The sequence below is a fragment of the Teichococcus globiformis genome (assembly GCF_042646265.1).
GTDB classification, from domain to species: domain Bacteria; phylum Pseudomonadota; class Alphaproteobacteria; order Acetobacterales; family Acetobacteraceae; genus Pseudoroseomonas; species Pseudoroseomonas globiformis.
Window position 1 is genome coordinate 757,361 of sequence record NZ_JBHRTN010000018.1, and the last position, 25,585, is coordinate 782,945.

A 25,585-nucleotide genomic window follows, 5' to 3' on the forward strand; every position below is an offset into this window, starting at 1 on the left:
TCGTTCCAACCGGTCACTCTGCCTTGGGTTCGTCCGGCAGGCTCGTCTTGACCCTTGCGCATGGCGCCGCGCCGCCGCATGGGGAGGTTGATGCAACCCCGCCGCGGGCGGATCCGGTCAGGACGATGAGGCAGGCGACACGACGGGCGCCGACCGTTCGGCTTTATTTGCTGCTCATCGCCCTGGCCGTCTTCCTGCCGGTCTGGGGTATGGCCGGCCATGTGGCTGGCCGGATGGCCGAAGCCGAGCGGGACCGCCTTTCCGCCCAGGCGGCGGAGGCAGCGCGCGAACTGGCCTTCGGGCTGGAACGCGAGGTGCTGGGGCTGCGCGGAGAACTGGCCGCACTGGGCCGCTCGCCTGCACTCCGCAACCAGGATTTTGCTGCCTTCCACGAGGCCGCGCGCACCCTGCCGATGACCTACCGCGCCCGCATCTGGCTGACCGATGTGCAGGGCCACATCGTTGTCGACAGCGGCCGCGCCTTTATCGACCCGCACAAGCCGGGGATCGTGCTCCCGGTGCTGCGTGATGCTCCCCGAAGCACCGGCATCTCCAGCCGCCACTCGCTGACGGCGGACGAGCCGCTGCGCCTCGACATCACCGAGGAGCTCTGGCCACAGGGCCCGGGGCACCCATCGCTGTTTCTCACCGCCTCGCTTGACCCCATGCCGCTGTGGCGGCCGCGCATCCAGCGACTGACCGTGCCTTCGGAATGGATCGTCACCATTATCGACGAGAATGCCCGATTGCTGGCGCGCAGCCCTCCCCTGCCCGGTTCGGTAGGGCGCGAATTGACCGCCACCAGCCCCATACGCCGGGTCCTGCGCACGGATTCAAACCAGGGTTGGCTGCTCAGCCAAACGGCCCGTTCGGAGCCGGTCTATACCGCCTGGCGCCGCGTCGAATCGACGCCCTGGACCGTCACCGTTTCCCTCCCGACCGAGACGCTGGACGGCGCCCTTTACCGTGTGCTGACGCCGGTGGTGCTGGTGGGCGGCTCGGTGCTGGCCATGTTCACCCTGGCATTGGCCCTCTGGGTGGACCGGCGCGTAGCGACGCCGCTGGGGCGGCTGGGCGAGATCGCCCACGCCTTTGGGCGGGGTGGTCCGCTGCCCGCCTTTCCACCGACCGGGTTGCGCGAAATCGACGAGGCTGCGGCGGCGCTGACCAAGGCGGCCGCGGAGCGCGATGACCTGGAAGCGGAGCGCATCGCCCTTTCGGCCCGGCTTCACACCGTGCTGGAAAGCACCACTGACAGCGTCCTGGTGCTCGACCGCGAAGGGGTGCTGCTCTACCTCAACGGTCGCGCACGTGCCCTGGCCGCCAGCACCGGGGAGGCCATCGGCCGCCGTTTGCCGGAAAGCTTTCCCGGATGGGACGAGGGCCCCTTCTCCGCCGCCTTCGAGGTGGCGCGGCAGGATGGAACGGCGCAATCCGTCACTGCCTTCCATCCGGCCCTGGCGCGCTGGATCTCGGCTGACATTTTTCCCTCGGCAGAGGGGCTGACGCTGTTCTTCCGCGATGTCAGCGACGAGCGCGCGGCCCAGGCGGCGCTTCGGGAAAGCGAGGCGCGACTCAAGGCGGTGATGGACAACGTCCCCGTCGGCGTGCTGCTGGCCGAGGCCCCCTCGGGGCGGATCCTGCTCGGCAACCGGCGGCTGGAGGAGATCCTGCGAAGCCCGGTCGAGTTGCTGGGCGGCATTGGCGAATACCGCGCCAAGCTGGAGGCCTACCACGCCGATGGCCGCCGCATGGACGGGCCGGAGTTCCCGCTGGCCCGTGCCTTGCTGACCGGCCTGCCGGCCACGGCGGAGCATCATTACCGGCGTGGCGACGGCTCCATGGTATGGCTGCGGGTGGCTGGCACGCCGATTCGCGATGCGCAGGGGCGGATCGTCGGGGCCGTGGCCGCCATCACCGACATCGACGCGAGCCGCCGCGCCGCCGAGGCACTGCGCGAGAGCGAGCTGCGCTTCCGCACGCTGGCCGAGGCCATTCCGCAGATCGTCTGGTCAACCTTGCCCGATGGGCGAATCGACTACGTCAACCCTCGCCTGCAGGATTTCACGGGCCTTGCCCCCGGGATCGCCGTGCAGTCGCTGGACCGGCTCGTGCACCCCGAGGACCAGCAGAGGGCCGAGCGTGCCTGGCGCAGGGCGCTGCGCGGCGGAAAGCCGTTCAGTGCCGAGCTGCGACTGCGCCGGGCTGAGGGAGGCTGGCGTTGGTGCGTGGCCCGTGCCCTGCCCGCCCGTGCCGCCGATGGGACCATCCGCCGCTGGATCGGCGCCGTGACCGATGTGTCGGAACTGGCCGAGGCACGCGAGGCGCTGGCCCGGCAGGTCGCGGCGCAGACCGCTTCGCGCAAGGCAGCGGTGCAGGCGGCGGCCGACCTTGCCGCGTCCGAGAGCCGCTTCCGCCGCTTCGCCGAGGCCAGCCCGGACGTGATGTGGATGTCCGACATCAGCGGCCAGAACCTGGAATTCCTGAGCCCGGCCTTCGAGCGCATCTGGGGCGTCTCGCAGGAGCGGATGGAGCGCGAGCCTGGCCTCTGGGTGGAAATGATCCACCCCGCGGATCGCGATCGTGTGCAGGCCGCGGCAACGCAGGCCCGCATCACCGGCATGCAGGACATCGAGTACCGCATCACCCGCCCGGATGGTGGCATGCGCTGGATCCGCGATGTCGGCTTCCCCATTCTGGATGCCCAGGGCCGAATGACGCGGCGTGGCGGCCTGTCGCGCGACGTGACCGACGCCAAGGCAGCCGAGGCACGGCAGGCCCTGCTGCTGGGCGAGCTGAACCACCGGGTCAAGAACACCCTGGCCACCGTGCATTCCTTGGCGCTGCAAACGGCGCGCAATGTTGTCGGCGCACCGGATGCCATTCCCCGCTTCCTGCAGGACTTCCAGGCCCGGCTGCTGACCCTGTCGCGAGGGCATGACCTGCTGACCGCCCGCACCTGGCGCGGCGCCACGCTGGAAGAAACGGCACGGGCCGTACTGGCCCCCTGGCAAGGCGAGGCAGCGGGCGAACCGGGCGAGTTCCGCTTCCGCATCGGCGGCCCCACCGTCTGGCTGGCACCCAAGCAGGCGCTGGGCCTCGCTCTCGCCCTGCACGAACTAGCGACCAACGCCCTCAAGCATGGCGCGTTGACTCATCAGGATGGGCGTATTGTGGTTCGATGGGGTGGCGAGGCCGATGGCATGGTGCAACTGATGTGGCGCGAAGGAAATGGACCGCCAGTGCGGGCCCCTTCCCGCAAGGGCTTCGGCACGCGCATGCTGGAGCGTGGATTGCCGGCGGAGCTGGGGCCTGGCTCCTCGGTAAAGCTGAATTACGAGAGTGACGGCTTCGTGGCGGCCATTCGCTTCCGCCCCGTCAACGGACCGGTGGTGGAAGAGGAGCCCGCATGAGCGGCTTGAATGGACGGCGCATCCTGGTGGTCGAAGACGAGGCGCTGATCGCCATGCTGGTGGAGGATGCGTTGCTGGAAGTCGGCGCCATCGTGCTCGGCCCCGCCGCCACGGTGGAGGAAGCGCTGGAATTGTTTGAAGCCGAGCGGCCCGAGGCCGCCGTGCTGGACATCAACCTGGCGGGCCAAGCCTCCACCCCTGTGGCGGATACGCTCAGCGACCACAACATCCCGTTTGTGGTGGCCACCGGCTACGGCGCCGCTGGCCTGCCGGAGCGGCATCGCGACGTCACCGTGCTGGCCAAACCTTATGACCCGCGCGACCTGATCCTAGCCCTGGAGCGGGTTTGCTCCTGAGGAACCACGCCGCCTGAAGACACGGCGGGAGGAGCTTGGCTCCTCCCGTCCGAAAGCAGCGGCGGCCTGAGCCTCCGGAAAGCCACCTCAGCACCTATTGAACCGCTGGTGGCGTTCCGGACTTCAGGTCTGACGCACCCTCAGCGGTTCATGACGCGCCCGGCCACCGCGTCCAGCTTCGCCATCAGGGCGGGATCGCGCTTCTCGGGCGGGGTAACCAGCGCGTATTCCAGCGCACGGTCGCATCCCGCCGGACAGGCGCCGCGCGGCACGCCCAGCATCGGCACCACTGTCTTCACCAGGGCCTTCGCGCGGTCGGCATTGGCTTGCATCACCTTGACCACGGCATCCACCGTCACCGCATCATGGTCGGGGTGCCAGCAGTCGAAATCAGTGACCATGGCAATGGTCGCGTAGCAAAGCTCCGCTTCACGGGCGAGCTTGGCCTCGGGCATGTTGGTCATGCCAATCACGTCGCAGCCCCAGGCGCGGTACAGCTCGCTTTCAGCCTTGGTGGAGAATTGCGGGCCTTCCATCACCAGATAGGTGCCGCCGCGCTTGTAGCTCAGCCCGATCCGGCGGGCCGCTTCCTCGGCCGCGTCGCCAAGGCGGGGGCAGACAGGGTGGGCCACCGAGACATGCGCCACACAACCCGTCTCGAAGAAGGACTTGTTGCGCGCAAAGGTGCGGTCGATGAACTGGTCCACGATCACAAAATGCCCCGGCGGCAGGTCGCCATTCAACGAGCCTACCGCCGAGATGGAGAGGATCTCGGTAACGCCGGCGCGCTTCAAAGCATCGATGTTGGCGCGGTAATTCAACGCCGAGGGCGGCATCCGGTGGCCGCGGCCGTGGCGCGGGAGAAACACCACGCGCACTCCGCCAAGGCGGCCAAAAAGCAACTCGTCCGAGGGCTCACCCCAGGGGCTCTCGATCCGGCGCCATTCGCGCTCCTCAAGCCCGTCAATATCGTAGAGGCCGGACCCGCCGATCAGGCCGATCACGGGTTCGATCATGTCGCTCATGCGGGGGGCTCCTCACGAAAAAGGCCGCCTGGTGGCGACCCTTTCCTTGGAGCCGGCCCGGCAGCACTGCCGGACCGTCCTTGAAGCAGGATACGGCCGGCCGCAAGCCACCGGCCGCATGACGTTCCTATTTCACGTGGTCGCCGCCAATCCGCGCCCAGACCCGCCGCTTCACCGTGTAGGTCAGCCCGCCCAGAACCAGCAGGAACAGGATGATCCGCACACCCATGGCGCGCCGGGTTTCCGATTCCGGCTCGGAAGCCCAGGCCAGGAAGGCGGTGACGTCGCGGGCCATCTGATCCACGGTGGCGGTGGTGCCATCCGCGTACTGCACCTGGCCGTCGCTGGTCAGCGGCGGCGCCATGGCGATCTGATGGCCGGCGAAGTACTTGTTGTAGTGCATCCCCTCCATCAGCGTGACACCCGCTGGCGGATCCTCGTAGCCGACCAGAAGCGCATGAAGGTAGTCGGCGCCGCCCCCGCGGGCCTTGACGATCACCGACAGATCGGGCGGCAGAGCACCATTATTGGCCGCACGCGCCGCGGAGTCGTTGGCGAAAGGCTTGCGGAAGCGGTCTGAGGGGCGTCCCGGCCGCTCGAACATCTCGCCGTCGTCGTTCGGACCGTCCTGGATCTGGTAGCCGGCGGCGACCGCCGTCACCTCCGGCTCCGAGAAGCCGATATCCCGCAGGTTGCGGTAGGAGACCAGCCGCATGGAATGGCAGGCCGAGCAAACTTCCTTGTAGACCTGGAAGCCGCGCTGCAGCTCGCCCCGGTCGAAGGTGCCGAAAGGCCCGTCAAACGAGAACTTGGTGTTGGGCAGTTCGACGCCGCTTTCCGCCGCCTGGGTCGCCGGCATGGCCAAGCCGATCGACATCAGGCCGGCGAGCGCGGCTGCCTTCAGGGTGTGCACGCGCATCAGGCCTTCTCCATCGGCTTGGCCACGGCCGCGCCGGGCAGTGGCCCGCCGCCTCGCGTCACCGGCTGGCTGATGCTTTCCGGCAGCGGCAAGGGCCGCTCCACCTTGGCCAGCAGCGGCAGGATGACGAGGAAGTAGGCGAAGTAATAGGCGGTCGAGAGCCGCGCGATGGTGACGTAGACGCCCTCGGCCGGCATGGCGCCCGCCCACATGAGGACAAAGAAGTTGATGCCCCACAGCATCAGCGCCCAGCGCGCGATTGGCCGGAAGCGCATGGAGCGCACCGGCGAGCGGTCCAGCCAGGGCAGGATGAACAGGATGGCGATGGAACCGAACATCATCAGCACACCGCCGAGCTTGTTCGGCACCGCGCGGAGAATGGCGTAGAAGGGCAGGAAGTACCATTCCGGCACGATGTGCGCCGGCGTCACCAGCGGGTTGGCCGGGATGTAGTTGTCGGTATGGCCCAGGTAGTTCGGGGTGAAGAACACCAGAACCGAGAACACGATGAAGTAGACGATGATCCCGACGCTGTCCTTGGCCGTGTAGTAGGGGTGGAAGGGCAGCGTGTCCTGCGGACCCTTCGGCTCAATGCCGAGCGGGTTGTTGGAGCCTGTGATGTGCAGCGCCGCGACGTGGAGGAACACCACGCCGGCGATCACGAAGGGCAGCAGGTAGTGCAGGGAGAAGAACCGGTTCAGCGTCGGATTGTCGACCGAGAAGCCGCCCCAGAGCAGGGTGACGATGGCATCCCCCACCAGCGGGATGGCCGAGAACAGGTTGGTGATGACGGTGGCGCCCCAGAAGGACATCTGGCCCCAGGGCAGCACGTAGCCCATGAAGGCCGTGGCCATCATCAACAGGAAGATGGTGACGCCGAGGATCCAGAGCAGCTCGCGGGGGCTCTTGTAGGAACCGTAATACAGGCCGCGCCAGATATGGATCAGCACAACGATGAAGAACATCGAGGCGCCGTTCATGTGAACGTACCGGATCAGCCAGCCATAGTTCACGTCGCGCATGATGCGTTCGACGCTGTCGAAGGCCAGTCCGGTATGCGCGGTGTAGTTCATCGCCAGGAAGATGCCCGTCGCGATCATGATCACGAGGTTGATCAGGGCGAGGGCGCCGAAATTCCAGAAGTAGTTGAAATTCCGCGGAGTCGGGAAGCTCCCATACTCCTTTTGGATCATGGTGACGACGGGCATGCGCTGATCGATCCAGCGCAGGACGGGGTTTGTGACAGTGCTGTCGTGCAGGCCGGCCATGGTTCTGCTCCTCAGCCGATGCGGATCTGGGTGTCGGAGCGGAATGCGTATTCCGGTACGGCGAGGTTGGTCGGCGCGGGGCCGCGGCGGATGCGGCCCGCCGTGTCATAGTGGCTGCCGTGGCAGGGGCAGAACCAGCCGCCGTAATCGCCACGCGGGTCGGTCGATTTCTGCCCCAGCGGCACGCAGCCGAGATGGGTGCAGACGCCGACCACCACCAGCCAGGGTTCGCGTTGCACCCGGTCCTGGTCGCTCGCCGGATCGCGCAGCTGGCCCAGCGGCACGTCCTTGGCCTCCTGGATCTCGGCCGCGGTGCGGTGGCGCACGAAAACGGGCTTGCCACGCCACATCACCGTGACGGCCTGCCCTTCGGCGATATGGTCCAGCGTCACGTCCGTGCTGGCCAGCGCCAGCACGTCCTTTGCCGGGTTCATCGACGCGATGAAGGGCCAGACAATGGCACCCACGCCGACGGCGGCAAACGACCCCGTCACCAGTTTCAGAAAGTCGCGCTTCGTCCCCTCCGGCTGGCCATGGGGTTCACCCGTGGCCGGGGAACGTGTCGGCGCCAGCGTATCAGCCATGCCTCATCGTCCCTTATGGCGGCTGACCCCGGTCTCCAGGCAGGCGGGGACGCCGCAAATCATTGGCCGCAACTGGCGGCAGCGCACATCCTTCCAGACCCCCTTCCGCCCTTGGACCTGCGTGGGAGCCCGGCGATCCATGCGCCACCGACATATTAAGGGCACGTCAGAGAAGGTGGCAATCGCCAGCCCGCGCCTTAGCGAGGCTGAAACGCGGCTTTCATGGTGGAACGCCCCTGCTTCCGCCGTTGCGCCGGGCCCGGCCAGGCGCTAGCCCCCGCCTGCCTACCGTCGTGAGGATCGCCATGCCTGACACCACTCCGATGGATCATCCGCTCGCCCAGCCTGCGCGCTCCTGGTTCGAGTCGCTGCGCGACCGGCTCTGCACCGCCTTCGAGACGATCGAGGACGATCTGGCCACCGGCCCCCATGCGGCCCTTCCCCCCGGCCGATTCGAGCGTCAGCCCTGGGACCGACCTAGCGGCGAAGGCCCGGAGGGCGGTGGGCCAGGAGGCGGCGGCGTCATGTCCGTGATGCGCGGCCGGGTGTTCGAGAAGGTCGGGGTCAACGTTTCCACCGTTTGGGGCGAGTTCAGCCCGGAATTCCGCAAGCAGATCCCGGGTGCCGCCGAAGACCCTCGCTTCATGGCCACGGGTGTGTCGCTTGTCGCGCATATGCGTTCCCCCCGCGTGCCTGCGGCGCACATGAACACCCGCTTCATCGTGACTAGCCGCGCCTGGTTCGGCGGCGGCGGCGACCTCACGCCCATGACCATGGATGCGCCGGAGTCGCTGGAAGACGCCGCCGCCTTCCACGCCGCATACAAGGCCGCCTGCGACCGGCATGACCCAGAGCACTATCCGCGCTTCAAGCAGTGGTGCGACGAGTATTTCTTTCTGCCCCACCGCAACGAGCCGCGCGGGCTGGGCGGCATCTTCTACGACTGGCTGGGCCGCGACGATCCAGGCGGCGAGCGGCTGGAAGACCACTTCGCCTTCACCCGCGACGTAGGTAAGGCCTTTCTGTCCGCCTACCCCGCCATTATCCGCCGCCGCATGCACGAACCATGGACCGAGGCCGAGCGAGAGCACCAACTCATCCGCCGTGGACGCTACGTGGAGTTCAACCTGCTGCACGATCGCGGCACGCTGTTCGGGCTCAGGACCGGCGGGAACACGGAGGCGATCCTGATGTCCATGCCGCCGGAAGTGCGCTGGCCCTGATCGCCAGGGGCATCGCCCCTGGACTTCCGCCGAAAGAAGGGGTGGCTCCCCAGCTTCCCCCTCCCTTGGCGCGAAGGCCCGCCGCGGCCGCGTTCAGCGGATTCTGTCGCGGTCACCAGCTCGAATCCGCGGTTGCCTGAGGCCTGCCCTCCGGCATGTTCTTCAAAAGGACCGCTCCGTTCGGGGGACGAGGTGGTTCCACCATTGCGGCGGGACACGCGGGAGTGCCCCTCCACCCTCCCTTTCAGGCCGCCTGCTCCGAAAAGAAGCGATTTGCTGGCCGCGGCAGGCCGAGGTTCTCCCGCAGCGTCGGTCCATCATAGTCCGTGCGGGCCAGGCCCCGCCTGCGCAGGACCGGCAGCACGTCTTCCACGAAGCGCTCGAACTGGGTCGGGAAAAAGGGCGGCATGATGTTGAAGCCGTCGCAGGCCTCGGCGCGGAACCAGCTTTCCAGCGCATCGGCGATCTGCTCGGGCGTGCCCCAGACGATGCGGTGCCCGCGCGCCCCGGCCACCAGGTAGTACAGTTCCCGCAACGTCAGCTTCTGGGTGCGGGCCAGGTCGGTCAGCAGCTTGGCGCGGCTCTGCAACTGGTCCGACTCGGGCAGGTCCGGCAAGGGACCGTCCAGGTCGAAGCCGGAGATGTCGTGGCCCAGCCGGTCTGACAGCAGGCGCGTCGCCGCCGCCGGGTCGATGCCGCCCTGCAATTCGGCGTACAGCGACCTTGCCTCGGCCTCGGTGGCGCCGACCACCGGGCAGACGCCCGGCAGCACCAGCAGGTGGTCGGGATTGCGACCGGCCTCGCGCACCTGCCGCTTCAGCCCTTGGGTGAAGGCCCGGCCCTCTTCCAGCGTTTGCTGCGCGGTGAACACCATGTCGGCCGTGCGGGCCGCCAGGCGCTGGCCGGGCGCGGAGGAGCCGGCCTGGATGATCACCGGATGCCCCTGAGGCGAACGGGATACGTTGAGCGGCCCCTTCACGGAGAAGTAGTGCCCCTTGTGGTCCAGGGTGTGGATCGAGTCGGGCCGGATGTAGTGGCCGCTCGCCTTGTCCTTGATGAAGGCGTCGTCGGCGAAGCTGTCCCAGAGGCCGCGCACCACGTCGATGAATTCCTCGGCGATGGCATAGCGCTCGTCATGCGCCGGGTGCTCGCCACGGGTGAAATTCGCCGCCGAGCGGGAATAGGAGGTGGTCACGGCGTTCCAGCCGGCGCGCCCACCCGAAAGGTGGTCCAGCGAGGCGAAAACCCGCGCCGTGCTGAAGGGCTCGCCATAGGTGGTTGAGGCGGTTGCGGCGAGGCCGATATGCTTTGTCGTCATCGACAGCGCGGACAGCAGGGAAAGCGGCTCGATCCGCGCCATGGCCGAAGGGTGGGCGTCGGCGCCCGTGGTCAGTCCATCGGCCAGAAATAACAGGTCGAACTTGCCGGCCTCGGCGGTTGCGGCGACGCGCTGGATCAGGCCGACATTCTCGCCGCCCGAATCCGCCTCCGGATGGCGCCAGCCGGCGACGTGGTGCCCGGCGCCCTGGAGGAACAGCCCCAGGCGCATCAAGGGGGTGGTCATGCTCGTGTCTCCCGCTCAGTCGAGGCGCAGATTGGCGCTCTCCCGCAGCCGGGTCCACTTGGCGATCTCGGAATCCAGTCGCTGCGCCAGATCCTCAGGCCGTCCACCCACGAATTCCACCCCCTCCTCGGCGAAGCGGCGACGCAGATCCGGGTCCGCCACAGCCTCGTTCAGCGCGGCGTTGAGCCGTGCCACCACCGGAGCAGGCGTGCCTGGCGGGGCGAAGAGCCCGTTCCAGCTGGTGACGTCGAAGCCCGGCAGGGTTTCCGCCAGCGCCGGCACGTCGGGAAGGCGCGGGCTGCGCTGCGGGCTGCTGACGGCCAGTGCCCTGGCACCATTCTCCAGCATCGGCAGCACCTCGATCATCTGGGCGAAGGCGCCGTGCAGCCGGCCGCTGGTGATGTCGAGCATTTCCGCCGCGCCACCTTTGTAGGGCACGGTCACCAGCTTCAGCCCGGCCTGGAAGGCCAGCAGCTCGGCGGCAAAGCGCGGCGCAGTCGCGGCGCCGGAATTACCCAGGTTGAGCGCACCGGGATTGGCCTTGGACCAGGCGATCAGTCCCGCCACATCCTCGGCCGGAAGACCGGGGCCGGTAACCAGCACGTAAGGCAGCCGCGCCACGGCGCCGATGGGCGTGAAGGCCTTGCGCGTATCGCCCGGCGGCAGGTCCGGCTGGAAGACCGGGTTGATGGAACTGGCCGGCGTCGCAATGAACAGCGAATAGCCATCCGGCGCGGCGCGTGACACTTGAGCCGCAGCCAGCGAGGTCGAACCACCCGGCTTGTTGTCCACGATGATGGTGGTGCCGAGGATGCGGCCCATCCGCTCGGACACGGCGCGTGCGATGGTGTCCACACCGCCGCCGGGCGGAAACGGAACCGTCAGGGTGATGGGACGGAGTGGAAATCCATCATTCCGGGGCTGTCCCTGGGCGATGGCCGGTGCACGCGCTGCCAAGGCGCCCAGCCCCGCGACCATGGCGGCACCGCCCTGCAGCAGGCGGCGACGCGGGAGAAACAAAGCTTCGGAACGGGCCGTGATGCGCTGCATGACCATCCTCTGATACACGATATCTGAAGGTTTAATTCTGTAACCAGCAAAGTCCATCGTATTTCAGGATCCCTTGGCCATGGCGGAGCTGTTGGATCCGCTGGAAAGCGGCAACCCGAGGCCAGCCGCCGTGTGCTGGCGGTGACATTCTCATGGACTTTATCCACCCTGAACCACGATATTTCATCGTGCAAATACCCAGGCGGTGAATGAACAAGCTGCGAGTGGAGGCATCACCACGGCGGCGATCCAGGCGGAACGCCTTTTCCCCACAGTGTCTTCCCCCGCAACGACGCGCGCTGGCCACCGATTGCGTCGATGTCCGCCCGAACCCTTGCGGCGGAACGGCGACGCCACCATACCGCTTGGCATGGCCCAGGACCTTTCCACCACGGCCGGGCGCCGCGCCGCCTGGATCAACAGCCTGTTTGTCGATCATGCCGTGCTGCGGCTGGGCTGGCGAAACTGGGGGGTGGTGGAAGCCGGGCGGCTTTACCGCTCGAACCATCCCTCCCCCTGGCAGTTCCGCCGAGCGGTCCAGGGCGTCGGCATCCGCAGCGTCATCAACCTGCGCGGCCACCGGGAGAAATGCGGCTCCGATGCGCTGGGCCGGGCCGTGGCGCAGGAGTTGGGGCTCGAACATGTGGACGCCCCGCTGGAATCGCGCGGCGCGCCGCACAAGGACCGCATCCTTCGCCTGGCAGGCATCTTCCGCGACCTGCCGGAACCCGTGCTTATCCACTGCAAATCGGGCGCCGACCGCACCGGCCTCGCCGCCGGGCTTTGGCTGATGCTGCAGCACCGCCCGGTGGAAGAAGCGATGCGTCAGCTCTCCTGGAGGCACGGCCACGTTTCCGCCTCCAAGACCGGCATTCTTGACGCTTTTTTCCGGGAATATGCCCGCTTCACCCGGGCGCATGGCCCGAAGCCTTTCCTTGACTGGGTTCGGGATGATTACGACGAGGACGCCCTGCGAAGCCAATTCCGCAGCCGCGCCTGGGCCGACCGCCTGGTGGATGGCATCCTGCGCCGGGAGTAGCGCGGCCGCCCGAGGCCCGCGCCCGAATCGAGGAAGCCACTCCGCATGAGCGACAGCCATTTCTACGAACCGCGCCGGGGGCACGGCCTGCCGCACGACCCGTTCAACGCCATTGTCGGGCCGCGGCCCATTGGCTGGATCTCGACGCGCGGGGCCGACGGCTCGCTGAACCTCGCGCCCTACTCCTTCTTCAACGCCTTTTCCTACCATCCGCCGATCGTCGGCTTCTCCTCCACCAGCGAGAAGGACAGCCTGCGCAATGCGCGCGAAACCGGCGAATTCGGATGGAGCCTGACCACCCGGGCGCTGGCCGAAGCGATGAACCTGTCCTGCGCACCCCTGCCCTATGGCACGAGCGAGTTCGAGGCGGCAGGCCTGTCCCCTGCCTCCTCCCGCATCATCGGCGCCCCGCGCGTGGCGGAAAGCCCGGTGAGCTTCGAATGCAAGGTCAGCGACATCATTCACCTGAAGGGCCATGACGGCCGCCCCGCGCAAGGCTGGCTGGTGATCGGCGAGGTGGTGGGCGTGCATATCGACCGCGCTTTGCTGAAGGACGGCATCTACGACACCTTCGGCTCCGGTGTGGTGCTGCGCGCCGGCGGCCCCAGCGCTTATGCCGCCATCGGCCCCGAAAACCGCTTCGACATGCGCCGCCCTGGCTGAGGGCTTCCGCAACCGCACCCTTTGCCGCGGCATTGCTGTTCGCACTGGCCGGCGCCGCGAGGCCCGGCCCGTCGGAGGCCGCTCGCATGACAAAGCCCACCCCGACCGTACCGCCACCTCGTCCAGACAGCCTGAACCAGTCCTTGCGGCGCAACATCCAGGCGCTGGAAGAACGGCGCCGGCGTGAGGCCGCTTCGGCCACCCGGCAGGAGCGGGTGGCCGAGGCCATCACCCGCTTCACCGGCAGCATGCGCTTCGTCTACCTGCACATCCTGCTCTATGGAGGTTGGATCCTCGTCAACCTGGGCGTCGTGCCCGGGGTGCCGCGCTTCGATCCCTCCTTCGTGGTGCTGGCGATGGTGGCCTCGGTGGAAGCGATCTTCCTGTCCACCTTTGTGCTTATCAGCCAGAACCGCATGTCGGCGGCGGCCGACAAGCGCGCGGACCTGGACCTGCAGATCAGCCTGCTGACGGAGCATGAGCTGACCAAACTGTCGGAAACGGTGGTCGCCATCGCCGAGCGACTGGACATCCGCGCCGGGTCGGACCCCGAAGTGCAGGAGATCGGGAAGGACGTGGCGCCCGAGGCGGTGCTAGACGAGATCCAGGCGCAGCAGCGCGAAGGCGGCGCACCCGTCTGAGCCTCCCTGCCGCGGCTATTCCGCGGCGAAGGCCTGGGTGCGGACCATGCGGGCATACAGCCCGTCGCGAACCATCAACTCGGCATGCGTGCCACTCTCGGTGGCACGGCCATCCTGCATGACGATGATGCGGTTTGCCTGCTGCACCGTCGCCAGCCGGTGTGCCACCACCAGCGTGGTACGTCCGGCCCGCAGCCGTTCCAGCGCCCGGCCGATGGCGGCCTCGTTCTCGGCATCCAGCGCGCTGGTCGCCTCGTCCAGCAGAAGCACGCGCGGGTTGCGCAGCAGGGCGCGGGCCAGGGCGATGCGCTGCCGCTGGCCACCCGAGAGGCGTGACCCGGCAGGCCCGAGCACCGTCGCATAGCCCTGCGGCAGGGCCTCGATGAAGCCGTGGGCGGCAGCGGCGAGCGCGGCCTCCTCGACCTCCGCCTGGCTGGCACCGGGGCGCCCGCAGGCGATGTTGGCCATCGCCGTGTCGTCGAAGATCACCGCATCCTGCCCGACATAGGCCATTGCCGCGCGGAGGGACTCCAGCGTCACCCCGCGGATGTCGGCGCCATCCAGGGTGATGCGCCCTTCCGTCGCGTCGTACAGGCGCGGCAGCAGCGCCAGGGCGGTCGACTTGCCAGCGCCCGAAGGGCCGACCAGCGCCACGGTCTGCCCCGGCTCGGCGGCAAAGCTCAGATCGTTCAGCGCCGGCTGGTCGCCACCATAATGAAAGCCCACTGCCTCGAACACGACGCGCCCCTGGCCGGGTGGCAGGGGCAGCGCTCCTTCGGGCGCGGTGATGCTGGGCCTGCGATCCATCATGGCGAAGACGCGGATCAATCCGCCGAAGCCTTCCTGCAAAGCGGCGTTCAGGGAGCCGAGGGAGCGCATCGGCCGCGTCGCCAGCAGCAGCGCGGTGATGAAGCCGGTGAACTCGCCCACCGTGCCGCGATCGGTGGCCACCTTCCAGCCGACAAAGGCCAGCACGCCCGCGACGGCGATGCCGCCCAGCGCTTCCAGGATCGGGTCCAGCATCGAGCGGGTGCGGACAATGGTGTAGAGCGCGCGGCGAAGATCGGCGAAGGCGCCGGCAGCGCGAGCCTCCTCCTGCCGCTCCAGCCCGTAGGCACGCACCATGCGGGCGGCGGAAAAGCTCTCAGTCAGCATCGCCGCCGTCTCGCCCACCCGCTCCTGCATGCCGCCCGAGGCACGGCGGATGCGTTTGCCCAGCCGGTTGATAGGCACCACCGCCACGGGATAGAGAAACACCAGGATCAGGCTCATCTGCCAGTCCAGCCACACCATGGAGATGGCCAGACCGATCACCGTCAGCCCGTCGGCCAGGGCGTTGATGGCCTTGGTCAACGCCTCACGGATGGCCTGGGCGTCAGCGGTGAAGCGGGCAGCGGCGCGCGCCGGCGCCTCGGTGGCGATCTGCGCCAGGTCGGCGCGGGCATAGGCGCGGAACAGGTCGTTCTGCAGCCCTTCGATCACCCGCAGCACCACCCCCTGCACAGCCACGGCCTGCCCGAACTGTGCCAAGGATTTCAGGGCGGTGATCAAGATGATGACCGGCGGCACCAGCCACACGATTCGGGCGTCGCCAGCCGTGAACAGGTCGAAGCTCTGTTGGATCACCACCGGGTAGAGCGCGGTGAAGCCTGCCAGTGCCGCGGTGCAGAGCAGTGCCATCAGGATGCCGCCACGCCGATGGCGCACATAGTCGCGCCACAGGCGAAGGGTCAGGGCACGGGTGGTTTCGGGAAGCGGAAGGGGGGCGGCCATGCGCCGCGCTTAGAGCGGATAGGCGTGGCGGGAAAGAAGCGTCGCCATCCAGCAGGCCGGAACCGGGCGGCTCACCGGTTCAGCTCGGCCAGGGCGCTCGCCATGGGCCGGTCGGACATCACCAACAACCCGCTGAACGGGCTGTCGATTTCCATGATAATGAAGACGGCGCTGCCGATCGCCAGAGCCGACAGCAGGAATGCCATCAGGACCACGCGGTTGATCGGCATGTTCAACCCGAAGCTGGCGAAGATCAGGGTCACAAGAATAACGGCCCAGCCCAGGATCAGCGGCTGCACGGTGGGCGCATCCTGCTCGATCAGCACCTGACGCTGCCGCAATAACTGGGCCGCGCTCTGCGTGGCCTGAAGCTGCAGCTGTTGAGCGCGGATGGCCTGAGGCACCAGCGACCGGATCATGCGCCGGACTTCTTCCAGCATCGCGCCTGCAGCAGGAGCGGAGGGATGTGCCGGAGCATGTTGCGTTCCTGGCCAGATATCCCGCTTGAACTGTTGGGCAAAGGCACGCAGCCGCGCGCGTGCGGCATCCGCTTCCGGCCCGTAGTCCCGCAGGACACCATCCAGGATCACCAGCTCGGCCGCAAAATTCTGCACTTCCCGCGTGGTGGTGTCGGAGGAGGTTCGGGCGGTTGTGATCAGCAGCCCCAGAACGAGCGCCGCCAGCACCGACAGGCTGCCGGTGCAGAGCCGGATCACTTCCTGGGTTTCCTTGGTCACATGCTCCGGCGGCAACAGGCGGTGGAGATACAGGCCGCCAACTGCGCCGGCGAAAACACAGGCCGCAGCCGCGAGGCCCACAACAGCCGGCATGCCTTCACCCACCCGGCCAAGCCGCCTGAACATGCACCGCTGCGGCCACAGCTCTCTTCATCGCCCTCCGCTCCATCCTTGCCGGATGTTCGCCGATCCGTCTTCACCCTGCGGCGCCAGAACGGAATATTACGGTGGAAGAATGGAAACGGCCAGGGCGGAGGATCGGCAGAAGGAGACAGGCTTCAGCGGGCCGCCCCTCGGGCTTCCGGGGCCAGGGTATCGAGGCGCGGCATCGCGCGGGCATTGATGACCAGCGTCAACATGCCGCAGAGCAGCGTAACGATCCCCACATAGTGCGCCGGACCCAGGCGATCCAGCGGAACCAGGACCGACACCAGCAACGGCGTCAGTCCGCCGAAGATGGCGTAGGACATGTTGTAGGCGAAGGAGACGCCCGAGAAGCGGATGGGAGCTGGAAAGGAGTGGATCATCACGAAGGGTGTGACGGTGATGATGCCGACAGCCGCACCTGCCACGGCATAAAGCGGCACCAGCAGGTCCGGCCGCAGTCCGGCACCAATATACAGGGCATAGGTCGCGGAGATCAGCCCGACGCAGCCGATCAGCCCGACCTTCAGGCTGCCGAAGCGGTCCATCAGCGCGCCGCACAGAACGGCCGAAACGGTGAGGGTGAAGGTGCCTGCCAGATTCGCCCGCAACGTCTCGGCCGGCGTGAAGCCGTACATCTTCTGCAACAGTGTGGGCGTCATCAGGATCACCACCACCACGGCCGCCGACAGCATCCAGGTCAACGCCATGGAGACGACCACGCCTCGGCCATGCCCGGCCAGGACCTGTTTCACCGGCAGTTCGCGTGACAGCGCCGCGCGCTGACGCAGTTCCTCGAAGATCGGCGTTTCGTGCAGGAAACGACGCAGGTACATGGCCAACAGCCCGAACACGCCGCCGATCAGAAAGGGAATGCGCCAGGCGAAGCCGCTGACCTCCTCCGGCGTGAAGGCGGTGTTGATGGCGGTGGCCATCAGTGAGCCGAGCATGATGCCCCCTGTCAGCCCGCCGGTCAGCATGCCGATGGCAAGGCCCACATGGCGCTTCGGCGCGTGCTCGGCCACGAAGACCCAGGCGCCCGGCCCTTCGCCGCCGATCGCCGCGCCCTGCATCATGCGGAAGATCAACAGCAGCACCGGCGCGGCATAGCCCAGCGTGGCATAGGTGGGGGTGAGGCCGATCAGCAGGGTTGGCACGGCCATCAGCAGAATGGAGAAGGTGAACATCTTCTTCCGGCCGACCCGATCGCCGAAATGCGCCATGATCAGCCCGCCGAGCGGACGGGCCAGGTATCCAGCAGCGAAGATGCCGAAGGTCTGCATCTGCTGCAGCCAGTCCGGCATGCCGGGTGGGAAGAACAGATGCGAGATGGCGGCCGCGAAAAAGACAAAGATAATGAAGTCGTAGAATTCCAGCGCGCCGCCAAGCGAGGCAAGGGTCAGCGTGCGGACATCCCGCCGGTTGAGGTTCCGGTTCACCTGCCCGGCCATCCCTTGCTCGCTCATGCCACCATCCAAGAATTCGGACGAAATGCCCGGTCTATTGCAGGCCGATCCGGCGGCTTAAACTTCATGTCGCGCGGCCGGTCGATCTTGGAATTTTAGGTCGTGGATGCGGTAGGAAGGAGCATGGATTGGGAAAGGCAGCAATGCACCGCCAGCAGTTCTGAGAACGATTACACAGCTGTCCGCAAACGTTCCCGGCACTTCATTGAAGGCCCGCGGCGTGCCGCAGCATGGTGCGGCACGCCGAGGCGGAGGCGGTGCAGCCGCCCTCCCACCACCACCGCCTCGCTTCGGCCAAAGCACGTCCCATGGCCGGGCCGGGGGAAATGCCGAGTTCCAGCGCATCCCGGCCCTGCAGCGGAAACACCGGAGCGGGCGTATCCGCAATACGACGGCGGAGGGCGGCCCGATCCCGACCATCCCAAGCCTCTGCAGCCCAGGCGAGGTCCGTGGCGATTGGGGGCGCAACATCGGCCAGCAGCCGCCGCAGGTCATCGCCTGAGGTTTCCGGCGCCGGTGCAGGAACCGCCAACAGGGTGCGCAGCCGCTTCGCTTCATCGCCCGACAAACGAAGGCGGCGGATCAGGTGCTCGGCGCCGCCTGCCCCGTTCAGAAGCACCGCCAGCCGCAGCACGGGGTCGGGCGGGGCGCCAAGCCGGGCCACCGCCGCGACGCAGCCGGCCTCGGGCAACACCGCCTGCAAAACTCCCGACTCGCGCATCAGCTCCAGTGTCGGAGCCGGATCGGTACCTTCCAGGAGGCGCTTCAGCTCCATCCAGACCCGTTCGGCGGACAGGCGGGCCAGTCCGGGAATAGCGGCGCGAATGGCCGTCAGAGCGGCAGCATCAGGCGCCCCGCGCCCATAGCGCGCGTGGAAGCGGAAAAACCGGAGCAACCGGAGATAATCCTCGGCGAGGCGAGTGGCCGGGTCGCCGACAAACCGCACCAACCCGGCGGCCAAATCCTCGCGCCCGCCGAAATAATCCCAGATCCGCCCTTCTCCATCCATCGAAAGGGCGTTGATCGTGAAGTCGCGGCGCGCTGCATCTTCCCGCCAATCTTCTGTCCAGGCCACGGTGGCATGTCGGCCGTCGGTCAGCACATCGCGGCGCAGGCTGGTCACTTCGACCGGCTCCCGGTTCAGCACGGCGGTGACGGTGCCGTGTTGCAGGCCGGTCTCGAAAACCTTCAGTCCCGCTTCCCGTAGCCGTGCCGCGATGGCGTCGGGCGGCAGGGGCGCGGCCACATCCACGTCATGCACCGGGCGTCCGGCAAGTGCATCGCGCACGGCACCGCCCACAGCACGTGCACCCGGCAGCGCCGCCAGAACCGCCGCCGGCGCGCCTTGCCGAAGCATCTCGGGTGGATCGATGCGGACAACTGGCGGGTCGGAAGGGTCGGTCATGGCGCGGCAGGCCAGCATGTGGCGAGGCCGCGCGCAACCACGCATCCAATTGCCCCGCTGCCGCGTTTGCCGGGCACGCCGCCGGAATCCCGTGTGGCACCAAAGGACAGGAGATGCTTATGGACGAGAACCGCGTGACCGGCGCCGCCCGCGAAGGCCTGGGCCGGGCGCAGGAGGCTGCCGGCGCCATCACCGGCAATGCCGAGTACCGCGCGCGGGGCATGTACAACCAGGGCGCCGGCTCGGCCGAGAACATGGTCGGGCAGATGTGCGAGAGCGTGCGGGAGCAGCCGCTGACCTCGCTCGCGATCGCGGCCGGCATCGGCTACATCCTGGGTCGCCTCCGCATTCTCTGACGCATGGCCTTGCGGCGGCCGACCCTGAACTCAATTTCATCCGGAACAGGTTCAGGAGACGCCGCCCATGCCTTCCTTCACACGCCGCCAGGCCCTGATGAGCGGGGGCGCCTTCACCCTGGGAACCCTGGTTCTGGCCAGCGATGCGTCCGCGCATCACGGCTGGTCCTGGGCGGAGGGTGAGCAGGTGGAAATGACCGGCACCGTCCGCAATGTTTATATCGGGCAGCCGCACCCCACCCTTCAGGTGGAAATGCCCGACGGAATGTGGACGGTGGAGCTGGGCAACCCTTCGCAGACGAGCCGAGCGGGATTTTCGGCCGAATCCGCCAAGGTAGGCGACCAGATCACCGCCCTCGGCAACCGTTCACGCGACGCGAACGAGAAACGGCTGAAAGCCGTGCGCGTCTCGGTGAACGGCCGCACCTACGACATCTACCCCGAGCGCATCCGCACCTGATCTTGCAGGCCCTTTCCGAGTGGGGAGTGGCCGCGGCCATCCGCGAGGGCGCCCTCCTTTACCCGCTGGTGAATGCTGCGCACATCCTGGGCATTGCCCTGCTGATCGGCACGATTGCCACGCTCGATCTGCGCCTGCTTGGCCTGTTCCGGCAGCAGCCGCTGGCCGCACTGGCCCCGCCGCTCTGGCGGGTGGCCGCCGGCGGGCTCAGCCTGGCGCTACTCACCGGCTTCCTGCTGTTCAGCACCCGTCCTGCCGACTACCTGGCCAACCCCGCGCTGCTGACCAAGCTGGCCCTGGTCACCGTGGGCATCGCCAACGCCCTGCTGCTGCACCGGAGTGCCGCCTGGCACGAAGCCTTGTCAGGCACCCCGCCGCGCCCCAGGCTGAAGTTCGCGGCGGGTTTGTCCCTGGCATGCTGGTTGGGGGCGCTTTTGGCCGGACGCTGGATCGGATTCCTGCAATGAACCCGCCAAGGCCGCGGAATGCCTGACTCAGAACAGCGACATCTGGCCCTTGGTGCCGACACCGTCGGGAACAGCGAACTGCCCGCAATCCAGCGCTCCCTGTGACCACCGATCAAAGCCCAGCCGGCGAGAAGCGACACGAAACCGGTTGGCCAGCATCTCGGCGTAAGGGCCCGAACCCTTCATGCGCTGTGCGAAATCCCCATCGTAAAGGCGGCCACCGCGTGTCTGCCGCACCAGGGCGAGCACCCGCTCGGCCCGGTCAGGCATGTGCGCGCGCAACCAGTCCTCGAACAAGCCGGCGATCTCCAGCGGCAGGCGCAGCAACACGTAACCGGCGCGCGTAGCTCCTGCGGCGGCGGCGCGCTCCAGAATGCGCTCCAGCTCCATGTCATTGACGGCGGGGATCATGGGCGCGGCCAGCACGGCGGTGGGAATGCCGGCCTCGGTGAGTTGCCGCACCGCCTGCAGCCGCCGCTCCGGCGCGGCGGCGCGGGGCTCCAGGATGCGCGCCAGCTTCGGATCCAGAGTCGTGATGGAAAAGCAGACGCGCATCAGCCCACGTGCGGCCATGCGCCGGAGGATATCGAGATCGCGCAACACGCCGGCGGATTTGGTGACAATGGTGGCGGGATGGCCGAACCGTTCCAGCACCTCCAGCACCGCACGGGTCAGCTTGAGCTGACGTTCCACGGGCTGATAGGGATCGGTATTGGAGCCCAGCGCAATCGGGCGGGGCACATAACCCGGCTTGCGCAGTTCCTTCTCCAGCAACGCGGCAACATCCGGCTTGAACAGTAGCCGCGTTTCGAAATCCAGCCCGGGTGAGAGACCCAGATAGGCGTGGCTCGGTCGGGCGTAACAATAAACGCAGCCATGTTCGCAGCCGCGATAAGGATTCACGGCCCGGTCAAAGCCAAGATCGGGGGAGTTGTTCCAGCTGATGGCGCTGCGGCTGGCGTCCTTGGTCAGGGTAGTTGGCAGCGGTGGCAGTTCGGCGAAGCTGTTTTCCAGGGTCTGCCAGCCATCGTCGAAGGCCGCCGTGGCCTGTCGGTCGAAACGAACGGGCGGGTTGCGGGTGGCACCCCGCCCCTTGCGGGCGCCGTCCAGGGGGCTGGACACAGCGATGCTGCCCTCCGGCATGGACATGTTCCTCTTTCGTTCGGACCGACTCTGCGCAAGAAATGCAAGAGGCGTCAAGAACAATGAAAGAACACTTCATCCATGACCGAAGGGGCACCTGCCGCTCTTGCGCCGCTTCCGGGCCTCTGCTGCGTAGGCGCCAGGGCGATGGTTCTCGTTCTGGTTCGGCACCACGATCGAGCGATGATAGTCGGCCCAGTCGGCCGCGCTCATGGCCTCCAGATCCGTGGTGCTGGTGGCGGAGGCCAGCACCGCGTCGGAATAGGCAATCTGCGGCACGGGCTGGGCCTGCAGCAACGGTTCCGAACGACGAAACGAAATCGGCATGCCCGTGCGGGTCAGGCGAATATTGGTGAACAACGGGCCGAACCAATGGTCGGCCTCGACCATTCCCTCAAACGGCTCATAGGCTGGGTGGCGCGGAAGATTGGCCAGCGGCCGCAGCAGCAGGCTCCAGCCCGGTGCGGTCCGCGCGGCCAGGCCAGTCCACATCTGCACCACGCCGGGCTCCTGCAACGCGGTCAGGAATGGCGGCGAGTAGCCGCGGATTTCCTCCGGCACGGCGGCGTCGAAGCGGGAGGCGAAATGCGGGAACTGAGCCGAGCCCAGCGGCATCCAGCCTTCCAGCCCCGCGCAGTGCCACCAGATCTGTGCGCCATCCCAGATCAGATCAAAGTCCATCGGGGCATGAAGGTGCCAGCCGAAACCCGCCGCGCTGGTCACAGCATCGCAGTGCCGCACGGCGCGGATCGGCAGGCTGCCACCGGCCGAGCGGTCGGCACGTTCCGGAAGTCGCGCAGTGTCGATCATGCGGTGAAAGGTGACGAAGGGTATCGCGGCGGAAAGGGCAGCCATGGTTCTCGCGGTCCGGCTTCTGGCGGGGCACAAAAAAAGCCGGGAGCATTTGCTCCCGGCCTTCCAGCTGAGGATGACGGTACTGATTAGCCGCGGCGCATGCCGGCGCCCAGGCGCACCCGGCCCGCATCAGCCGTGGCGGCGGCAAAATGCGGGCAGCCCGTTGTAGCCGGGGCGTTCCGGAACCCGGGCGGCAGCGGAGGCAGCCCAGCCGGCATCGTCATCGCACGGCGTTCAAGATGGCGCATCCCGGCGCCGAGACGAACCAGGCCGGCATCCTGCACATCGGCGATCTGAACCGGGTTCTGAGTGATGATGGTCATGGTGGGTTCTTTCACGATGGGCCAGGCAAAGGCGCGGCATACGCGGCTTCGGGGGGAAAGCGGCGGTTAACGCAACCAAGCGGCAAGAGGGGAAAGCGTCTCAGGCATGGCTCCGCCCTTGACCAAACGGACTTTATCCCCATTTCCGCTCAGATCAAGGATTATTTTCCCTCAACCAGACAGATAATCCTCGCCTTCTCTTTTAACGTGACTTTGACGGTCGGCGTGCGTCTATCACGCGCAGCGACGAAGCAGGATTGTTAGGGTCTGCCCATGATGCCAGCGCAGCAATGGGAACACGCCATGACGAGCACCCGTCTTCCGGAGCAAGCCTCCGTCCGTGACACCCAGGACAGCCTGATCAAGGTTTATGCCGCCGCCCGCCGCTACATGGCGCATCGTGAGCGGGCGCGGATCCTGCAGGAGCGCCGCGATCAGGCCCCTGCCGACTTGGCCGAAGCCATCGATCGCGACTTCATCGAGTTCGACATGATGCGGGCTGAGCGGCGCCTGCGGGAAGCGCTTCGCGCCGCCGCTCCCCTGTTGGCGGATGACGCGCTGCCCGATCTCGACGACGAAGGCTGATCGCCGCAGGGATGAAAGATCTGCCGCCGGTGCAACTTCCCGCACGCCTTCCCCTGGCGGCAGAGTTGGGCCTTCGGCTAGGTTAAGTTTATGTCGGGTACGTCATGGGTCGAGGCCGGAGCAAGCACGGGGGCCACGCCGCTCGCCCGTGGTGCTGCCGCTTTGCCCGGCCTGCCGCCGGCCACGACGCCGCTGATGCGCATCGGGCTGATTGGACCCATGGAAGCCTGGACCCTGTCCAGCCGTCCCGTTCTTCCACGCTCCCGCAAGGCCCGCGCACTTCTTGCCGTACTCGGCCGCTCCCTGGGACAGCCGGTGCCGCGCAGCCGGCTTGCGGAACTGCTCTGGTCGCGCCGGGGCGAGGAACAGCAGCGAGGCTCTCTGCGTCAGGCGCTGCACGAGTTGCAGGCCGCGCTGGTGCCGGTGGGCGCTCCGGTGCTGCAGGCCAGCCGAGACAGTCTGATGTTGCAGGACGGACCCGTCTGGATCGATGCCGAGGCGGTGCTCGACCGTGAAGCCGGGCCGGATGCGCTTGATCTTCTGTGCCAGCCGCTGCTGCCGGATCTGGAAGGGCTTGACGCCGCCTTCGACGGCTGGCTGACGGAGCAGCGCGCCCTGCTGCAATCCGTTGCGGCGCACCGCGCAGGTGCCCTGCTGGCCGCCACTACGTCGCCGGAGGCCGCCCTGGATGCGGCCGAGCGCCTGTTGCGCATCGACCCGGCACGGGAAGCGGGATGGCGCGCGCTGATCCGGCTGCGGCTCGACCGCGGCGATCGCGCTGGCGCCTATGCCGCGTACGAGGCCTGCCGCAGCCTGATGGCGAGCCGCTTCAACATCACCCCGTCGGCCGAGACCGAGGCGTTGGCGCTGGCGCTGCGGGCCGAGGCGGGACCGCCGCCCCCCGCCCCTGCTCCGCGCCAGCCGGCGCAGCGGGGCACGCGGCTGGGGGTGGTGCCGCTGCTGCCGCTGGGCGAAGGGGTTGCGAGCCATCTGGGACTTGGCTTGGCAGAGGAGATCGGCACGGCACTGGCCCGCTTCCGCTGGGTGTTCGTGGCCGACAGCACCTCCCTCGCCGAAGCCACGGGGCGCGAGGGCGCCGAGGCCGCGGCGCGGGCGCTGCGTCTCGACTACCTGCTGAGCGGCACCGTGCAACGCGGCGGCGACACGCTGCGCGTCTCGCTGCGACTGGCCGATCTGCGCGATCCCGGCGGGCTGGTCTGGAGCCAGCGCTTCGACCGCCCGGCCGGCGACCTGCTGGCCCTGCAGGACGAGGTGGCAGCCGCTGTGGTGGCCCGCATAGACCCCGAGATCCTGCTGATCGAGGCCAAGCGCGCCACCGCCCGCCCCGCCCATAGCGGCGCCTATGACCTGTTGCTGCGCGCCATTCCCGCCATCCACCGGCTCGACCGGCAAAGCTTCATGGCCGCCGGCGAATGGCTGTCCCAGGCCACGGCGCTGGAGCCGGACTACGCCCAGGTCCATGCATGGCATGCCTATTGGCATCTGTTCCTGGTTGGCCAGGGCTGGTCGGCCGACGAGGCTGCCAGCACCGTCGAGGCCGAGCGGCTGGCGCAGCATGCCAGCGGCCTCGATCCGCTGGATGCCCAGGCCTTGACCATCCAGGGCCATGTCCGCGCCTTTCTGCACCACGAGCCGGACCAGGCGGCGGCGCTGCATGATCGCGCCCTGGCACTGAACCCCAACTTGGCCATGGCATGGGTTTTCTCTGGCATGGCCGAAAGCTATCGCGGCCGGCATGAGGAGGCGTTGCTGCGCCTCGACCGCTACGCCGCCTTGTCGCCCTGTCACCCGCACGCTTTCTTTTTCGATGCGGCGCGCGGCATTCCGCTGGTGATGTTGCGCCGGCACGAGGAAGCGGCGGCGGTGGGCCGCGCGGCTGTGGCGCTGCGCCCGGCATTCAGCTCCAACTACAAGACCTATCTTTCAGCGCTGGGCCATCTGGGGCTGAAGGATGAAGCGGCCACGGCCCGTTCCCGCCTGCTGGCGATCGAGCCGGATTTCTCCATCGCCAAGGCGCTGCGGCGTACACCGGTCAGGGGAGAAGAAGACCGGGCGCATTACGCCGAGGGGCTTCGCCTGGCCGGTCTGGGCGCGGGCTGACGCGC

General features: G+C 67.7%; 24 protein-coding genes. 11 read left to right on the top strand and 13 right to left on the bottom strand.

Annotation, left to right across the window (positions count from 1 at the left end; genetic code table 11):
- The first annotated feature begins 125 nt into the window (after positions 1-125).
- Positions 126-3,413, top strand: a complete 3,288-nt coding sequence (locus tag ACFOD4_RS17770) for a PAS domain S-box protein (RefSeq protein WP_379598560.1) — start codon at positions 126-128, stop codon at positions 3,411-3,413.
- On the top strand, positions 3,410-3,769 hold the full coding sequence (locus tag ACFOD4_RS17775) for a response regulator (RefSeq protein ID WP_379598561.1): 360 nt from the start codon (positions 3,410-3,412) through the stop codon (positions 3,767-3,769). The genes ACFOD4_RS17770 and ACFOD4_RS17775 overlap by 4 nt, the downstream gene beginning before the upstream one ends.
- Before the next feature lie 140 nt (positions 3,770-3,909).
- Here ACFOD4_RS17775 and ACFOD4_RS17780 read toward each other — a convergent pair whose 3' ends face one another.
- The 4 genes from ACFOD4_RS17780 to petA form a co-directional block, all read right to left on the bottom strand.
- Positions 3,910-4,794, bottom strand: a complete 885-nt coding sequence (locus ACFOD4_RS17780) for an S-methyl-5'-thioadenosine phosphorylase (RefSeq protein WP_379598562.1) — start codon at positions 4,792-4,794, stop codon at positions 3,910-3,912.
- Between the two features lie 127 nt (positions 4,795-4,921).
- Complete coding sequence (locus tag ACFOD4_RS17785) at positions 4,922-5,713, bottom strand: cytochrome c1 (protein ID WP_379598564.1); 792 nt, start codon at positions 5,711-5,713, stop codon at positions 4,922-4,924.
- Positions 5,713-6,981 (bottom strand): cytochrome b, encoded by a 1,269-nt coding sequence (locus ACFOD4_RS17790; RefSeq protein WP_379598565.1) that lies wholly within the window; start codon positions 6,979-6,981, stop codon positions 5,713-5,715. The genes ACFOD4_RS17785 and ACFOD4_RS17790 overlap by 1 nt, the downstream gene beginning before the upstream one ends.
- 11 nt (positions 6,982-6,992) lie before the next feature.
- Positions 6,993-7,565 carry a ubiquinol-cytochrome c reductase iron-sulfur subunit gene (petA, locus tag ACFOD4_RS17795; protein WP_379598566.1) on the bottom strand — a complete coding sequence of 191 codons (573 nt, stop codon included), beginning with the start codon at positions 7,563-7,565 and terminating at the stop codon, positions 6,993-6,995.
- A 305-nt stretch (positions 7,566-7,870) separates the two neighbouring features.
- On the opposite strand from petA, the gene hemF reads away from it, so the two are divergent.
- Positions 7,871-8,788, top strand: coding sequence for an oxygen-dependent coproporphyrinogen oxidase (gene hemF, locus ACFOD4_RS17800; RefSeq protein WP_379598568.1), 918 nt, complete (start codon positions 7,871-7,873; stop codon positions 8,786-8,788).
- 244 nt (positions 8,789-9,032) lie between these two features.
- Here the strand turns inward: hemF and ACFOD4_RS17805 are convergent, their stop codons facing one another.
- Positions 9,033-10,352, bottom strand: a complete 1,320-nt coding sequence (locus ACFOD4_RS17805) for an LLM class flavin-dependent oxidoreductase (RefSeq protein WP_379598570.1) — start codon at positions 10,350-10,352, stop codon at positions 9,033-9,035.
- A 15-nt stretch (positions 10,353-10,367) separates the two neighbouring features.
- The gene (locus ACFOD4_RS17810) at positions 10,368-11,402 is read right to left on the bottom strand and encodes a tripartite tricarboxylate transporter substrate binding protein (protein ID WP_379598571.1); all 1,035 of its coding nucleotides are present in this window, start codon (positions 11,400-11,402) and stop codon (positions 10,368-10,370) included.
- Between the two features lie 370 nt (positions 11,403-11,772).
- On the opposite strand from ACFOD4_RS17810, the gene ACFOD4_RS17815 reads away from it, so the two are divergent.
- The 3 genes from ACFOD4_RS17815 to ACFOD4_RS17825 all read left to right on the top strand — a co-directional run bounded on the left by ACFOD4_RS17815 (position 11,773) and on the right by ACFOD4_RS17825 (position 13,745).
- Positions 11,773-12,441, top strand: coding sequence for a tyrosine-protein phosphatase (locus ACFOD4_RS17815; RefSeq protein WP_379598572.1), 669 nt, complete (start codon positions 11,773-11,775; stop codon positions 12,439-12,441).
- A gap of 45 nt (positions 12,442-12,486) precedes the next feature.
- On the top strand, positions 12,487-13,104 hold the full coding sequence (locus tag ACFOD4_RS17820) for a flavin reductase family protein (protein ID WP_379598573.1): 618 nt from the start codon (positions 12,487-12,489) through the stop codon (positions 13,102-13,104).
- Positions 13,105-13,190: 86 nt separating this feature from the next.
- The gene (locus tag ACFOD4_RS17825) at positions 13,191-13,745 is read left to right on the top strand and encodes a DUF1003 domain-containing protein (RefSeq protein ID WP_379598574.1); all 555 of its coding nucleotides are present in this window, start codon (positions 13,191-13,193) and stop codon (positions 13,743-13,745) included.
- A gap of 15 nt (positions 13,746-13,760) precedes the next feature.
- Here ACFOD4_RS17825 and ACFOD4_RS17830 read toward each other — a convergent pair whose 3' ends face one another.
- The 4 genes from ACFOD4_RS17830 to ACFOD4_RS17845 form a co-directional block, all read right to left on the bottom strand.
- On the bottom strand, positions 13,761-15,518 hold the full coding sequence (locus tag ACFOD4_RS17830) for an ABC transporter ATP-binding protein (RefSeq protein WP_379598576.1): 1,758 nt from the start codon (positions 15,516-15,518) through the stop codon (positions 13,761-13,763).
- Between the two features lie 71 nt (positions 15,519-15,589).
- Positions 15,590-16,348 carry a bestrophin-like domain gene (locus ACFOD4_RS17835; protein ID WP_379598577.1) on the bottom strand — a complete coding sequence of 253 codons (759 nt, stop codon included), beginning with the start codon at positions 16,346-16,348 and terminating at the stop codon, positions 15,590-15,592.
- A gap of 185 nt (positions 16,349-16,533) precedes the next feature.
- Positions 16,534-17,865, bottom strand: coding sequence for an MFS transporter (locus ACFOD4_RS17840; RefSeq protein WP_379598578.1), 1,332 nt, complete (start codon positions 17,863-17,865; stop codon positions 16,534-16,536).
- Between the two features lie 202 nt (positions 17,866-18,067).
- The gene (locus ACFOD4_RS17845) at positions 18,068-19,270 is read right to left on the bottom strand and encodes a CCA tRNA nucleotidyltransferase (protein WP_379598580.1); all 1,203 of its coding nucleotides are present in this window, start codon (positions 19,268-19,270) and stop codon (positions 18,068-18,070) included.
- A gap of 119 nt (positions 19,271-19,389) precedes the next feature.
- Between ACFOD4_RS17845 and ACFOD4_RS17850 the strand changes: the two genes are divergently transcribed.
- The 3 genes from ACFOD4_RS17850 to ACFOD4_RS17860 all read left to right on the top strand — a co-directional run bounded on the left by ACFOD4_RS17850 (position 19,390) and on the right by ACFOD4_RS17860 (position 20,553).
- Complete coding sequence (locus ACFOD4_RS17850; RefSeq protein WP_379598582.1) at positions 19,390-19,626, top strand: CsbD family protein; 237 nt, start codon at positions 19,390-19,392, stop codon at positions 19,624-19,626.
- A gap of 67 nt (positions 19,627-19,693) precedes the next feature.
- Positions 19,694-20,086: a DUF6152 family protein gene (locus tag ACFOD4_RS17855; protein WP_379598583.1), complete on the top strand. Its 393-nt coding sequence runs from the start codon at positions 19,694-19,696 to the stop codon at positions 20,084-20,086.
- Between the two features lie 2 nt (positions 20,087-20,088).
- On the top strand, positions 20,089-20,553 hold the full coding sequence (locus tag ACFOD4_RS17860) for a DUF2214 domain-containing protein (RefSeq protein ID WP_379598584.1): 465 nt from the start codon (positions 20,089-20,091) through the stop codon (positions 20,551-20,553).
- A gap of 27 nt (positions 20,554-20,580) precedes the next feature.
- Here the strand turns inward: ACFOD4_RS17860 and ACFOD4_RS17865 are convergent, their stop codons facing one another.
- From ACFOD4_RS17865 to ACFOD4_RS17875, 3 genes are all read right to left on the bottom strand, one after another.
- Positions 20,581-21,696 carry a PA0069 family radical SAM protein gene (locus ACFOD4_RS17865; RefSeq protein ID WP_379598586.1) on the bottom strand — a complete coding sequence of 372 codons (1,116 nt, stop codon included), beginning with the start codon at positions 21,694-21,696 and terminating at the stop codon, positions 20,581-20,583.
- A 75-nt stretch (positions 21,697-21,771) separates the two neighbouring features.
- The gene (locus ACFOD4_RS17870; RefSeq protein WP_379598587.1) at positions 21,772-22,551 is read right to left on the bottom strand and encodes a DUF6065 family protein; all 780 of its coding nucleotides are present in this window, start codon (positions 22,549-22,551) and stop codon (positions 21,772-21,774) included.
- A gap of 86 nt (positions 22,552-22,637) precedes the next feature.
- Positions 22,638-22,874, bottom strand: a complete 237-nt coding sequence (locus ACFOD4_RS17875) for a hypothetical protein (protein WP_379598588.1) — start codon at positions 22,872-22,874, stop codon at positions 22,638-22,640.
- Between the two features lie 303 nt (positions 22,875-23,177).
- Between ACFOD4_RS17875 and ACFOD4_RS17880 the strand changes: the two genes are divergently transcribed.
- Positions 23,178-23,459 carry a hypothetical protein gene (locus ACFOD4_RS17880; protein ID WP_379598590.1) on the top strand — a complete coding sequence of 94 codons (282 nt, stop codon included), beginning with the start codon at positions 23,178-23,180 and terminating at the stop codon, positions 23,457-23,459.
- 90 nt (positions 23,460-23,549) lie between these two features.
- Complete coding sequence (locus ACFOD4_RS17885) at positions 23,550-25,580, top strand: BTAD domain-containing putative transcriptional regulator (protein WP_379598592.1); 2,031 nt, start codon at positions 23,550-23,552, stop codon at positions 25,578-25,580.
- Positions 25,581-25,585: the final 5 nt, after the last annotated feature.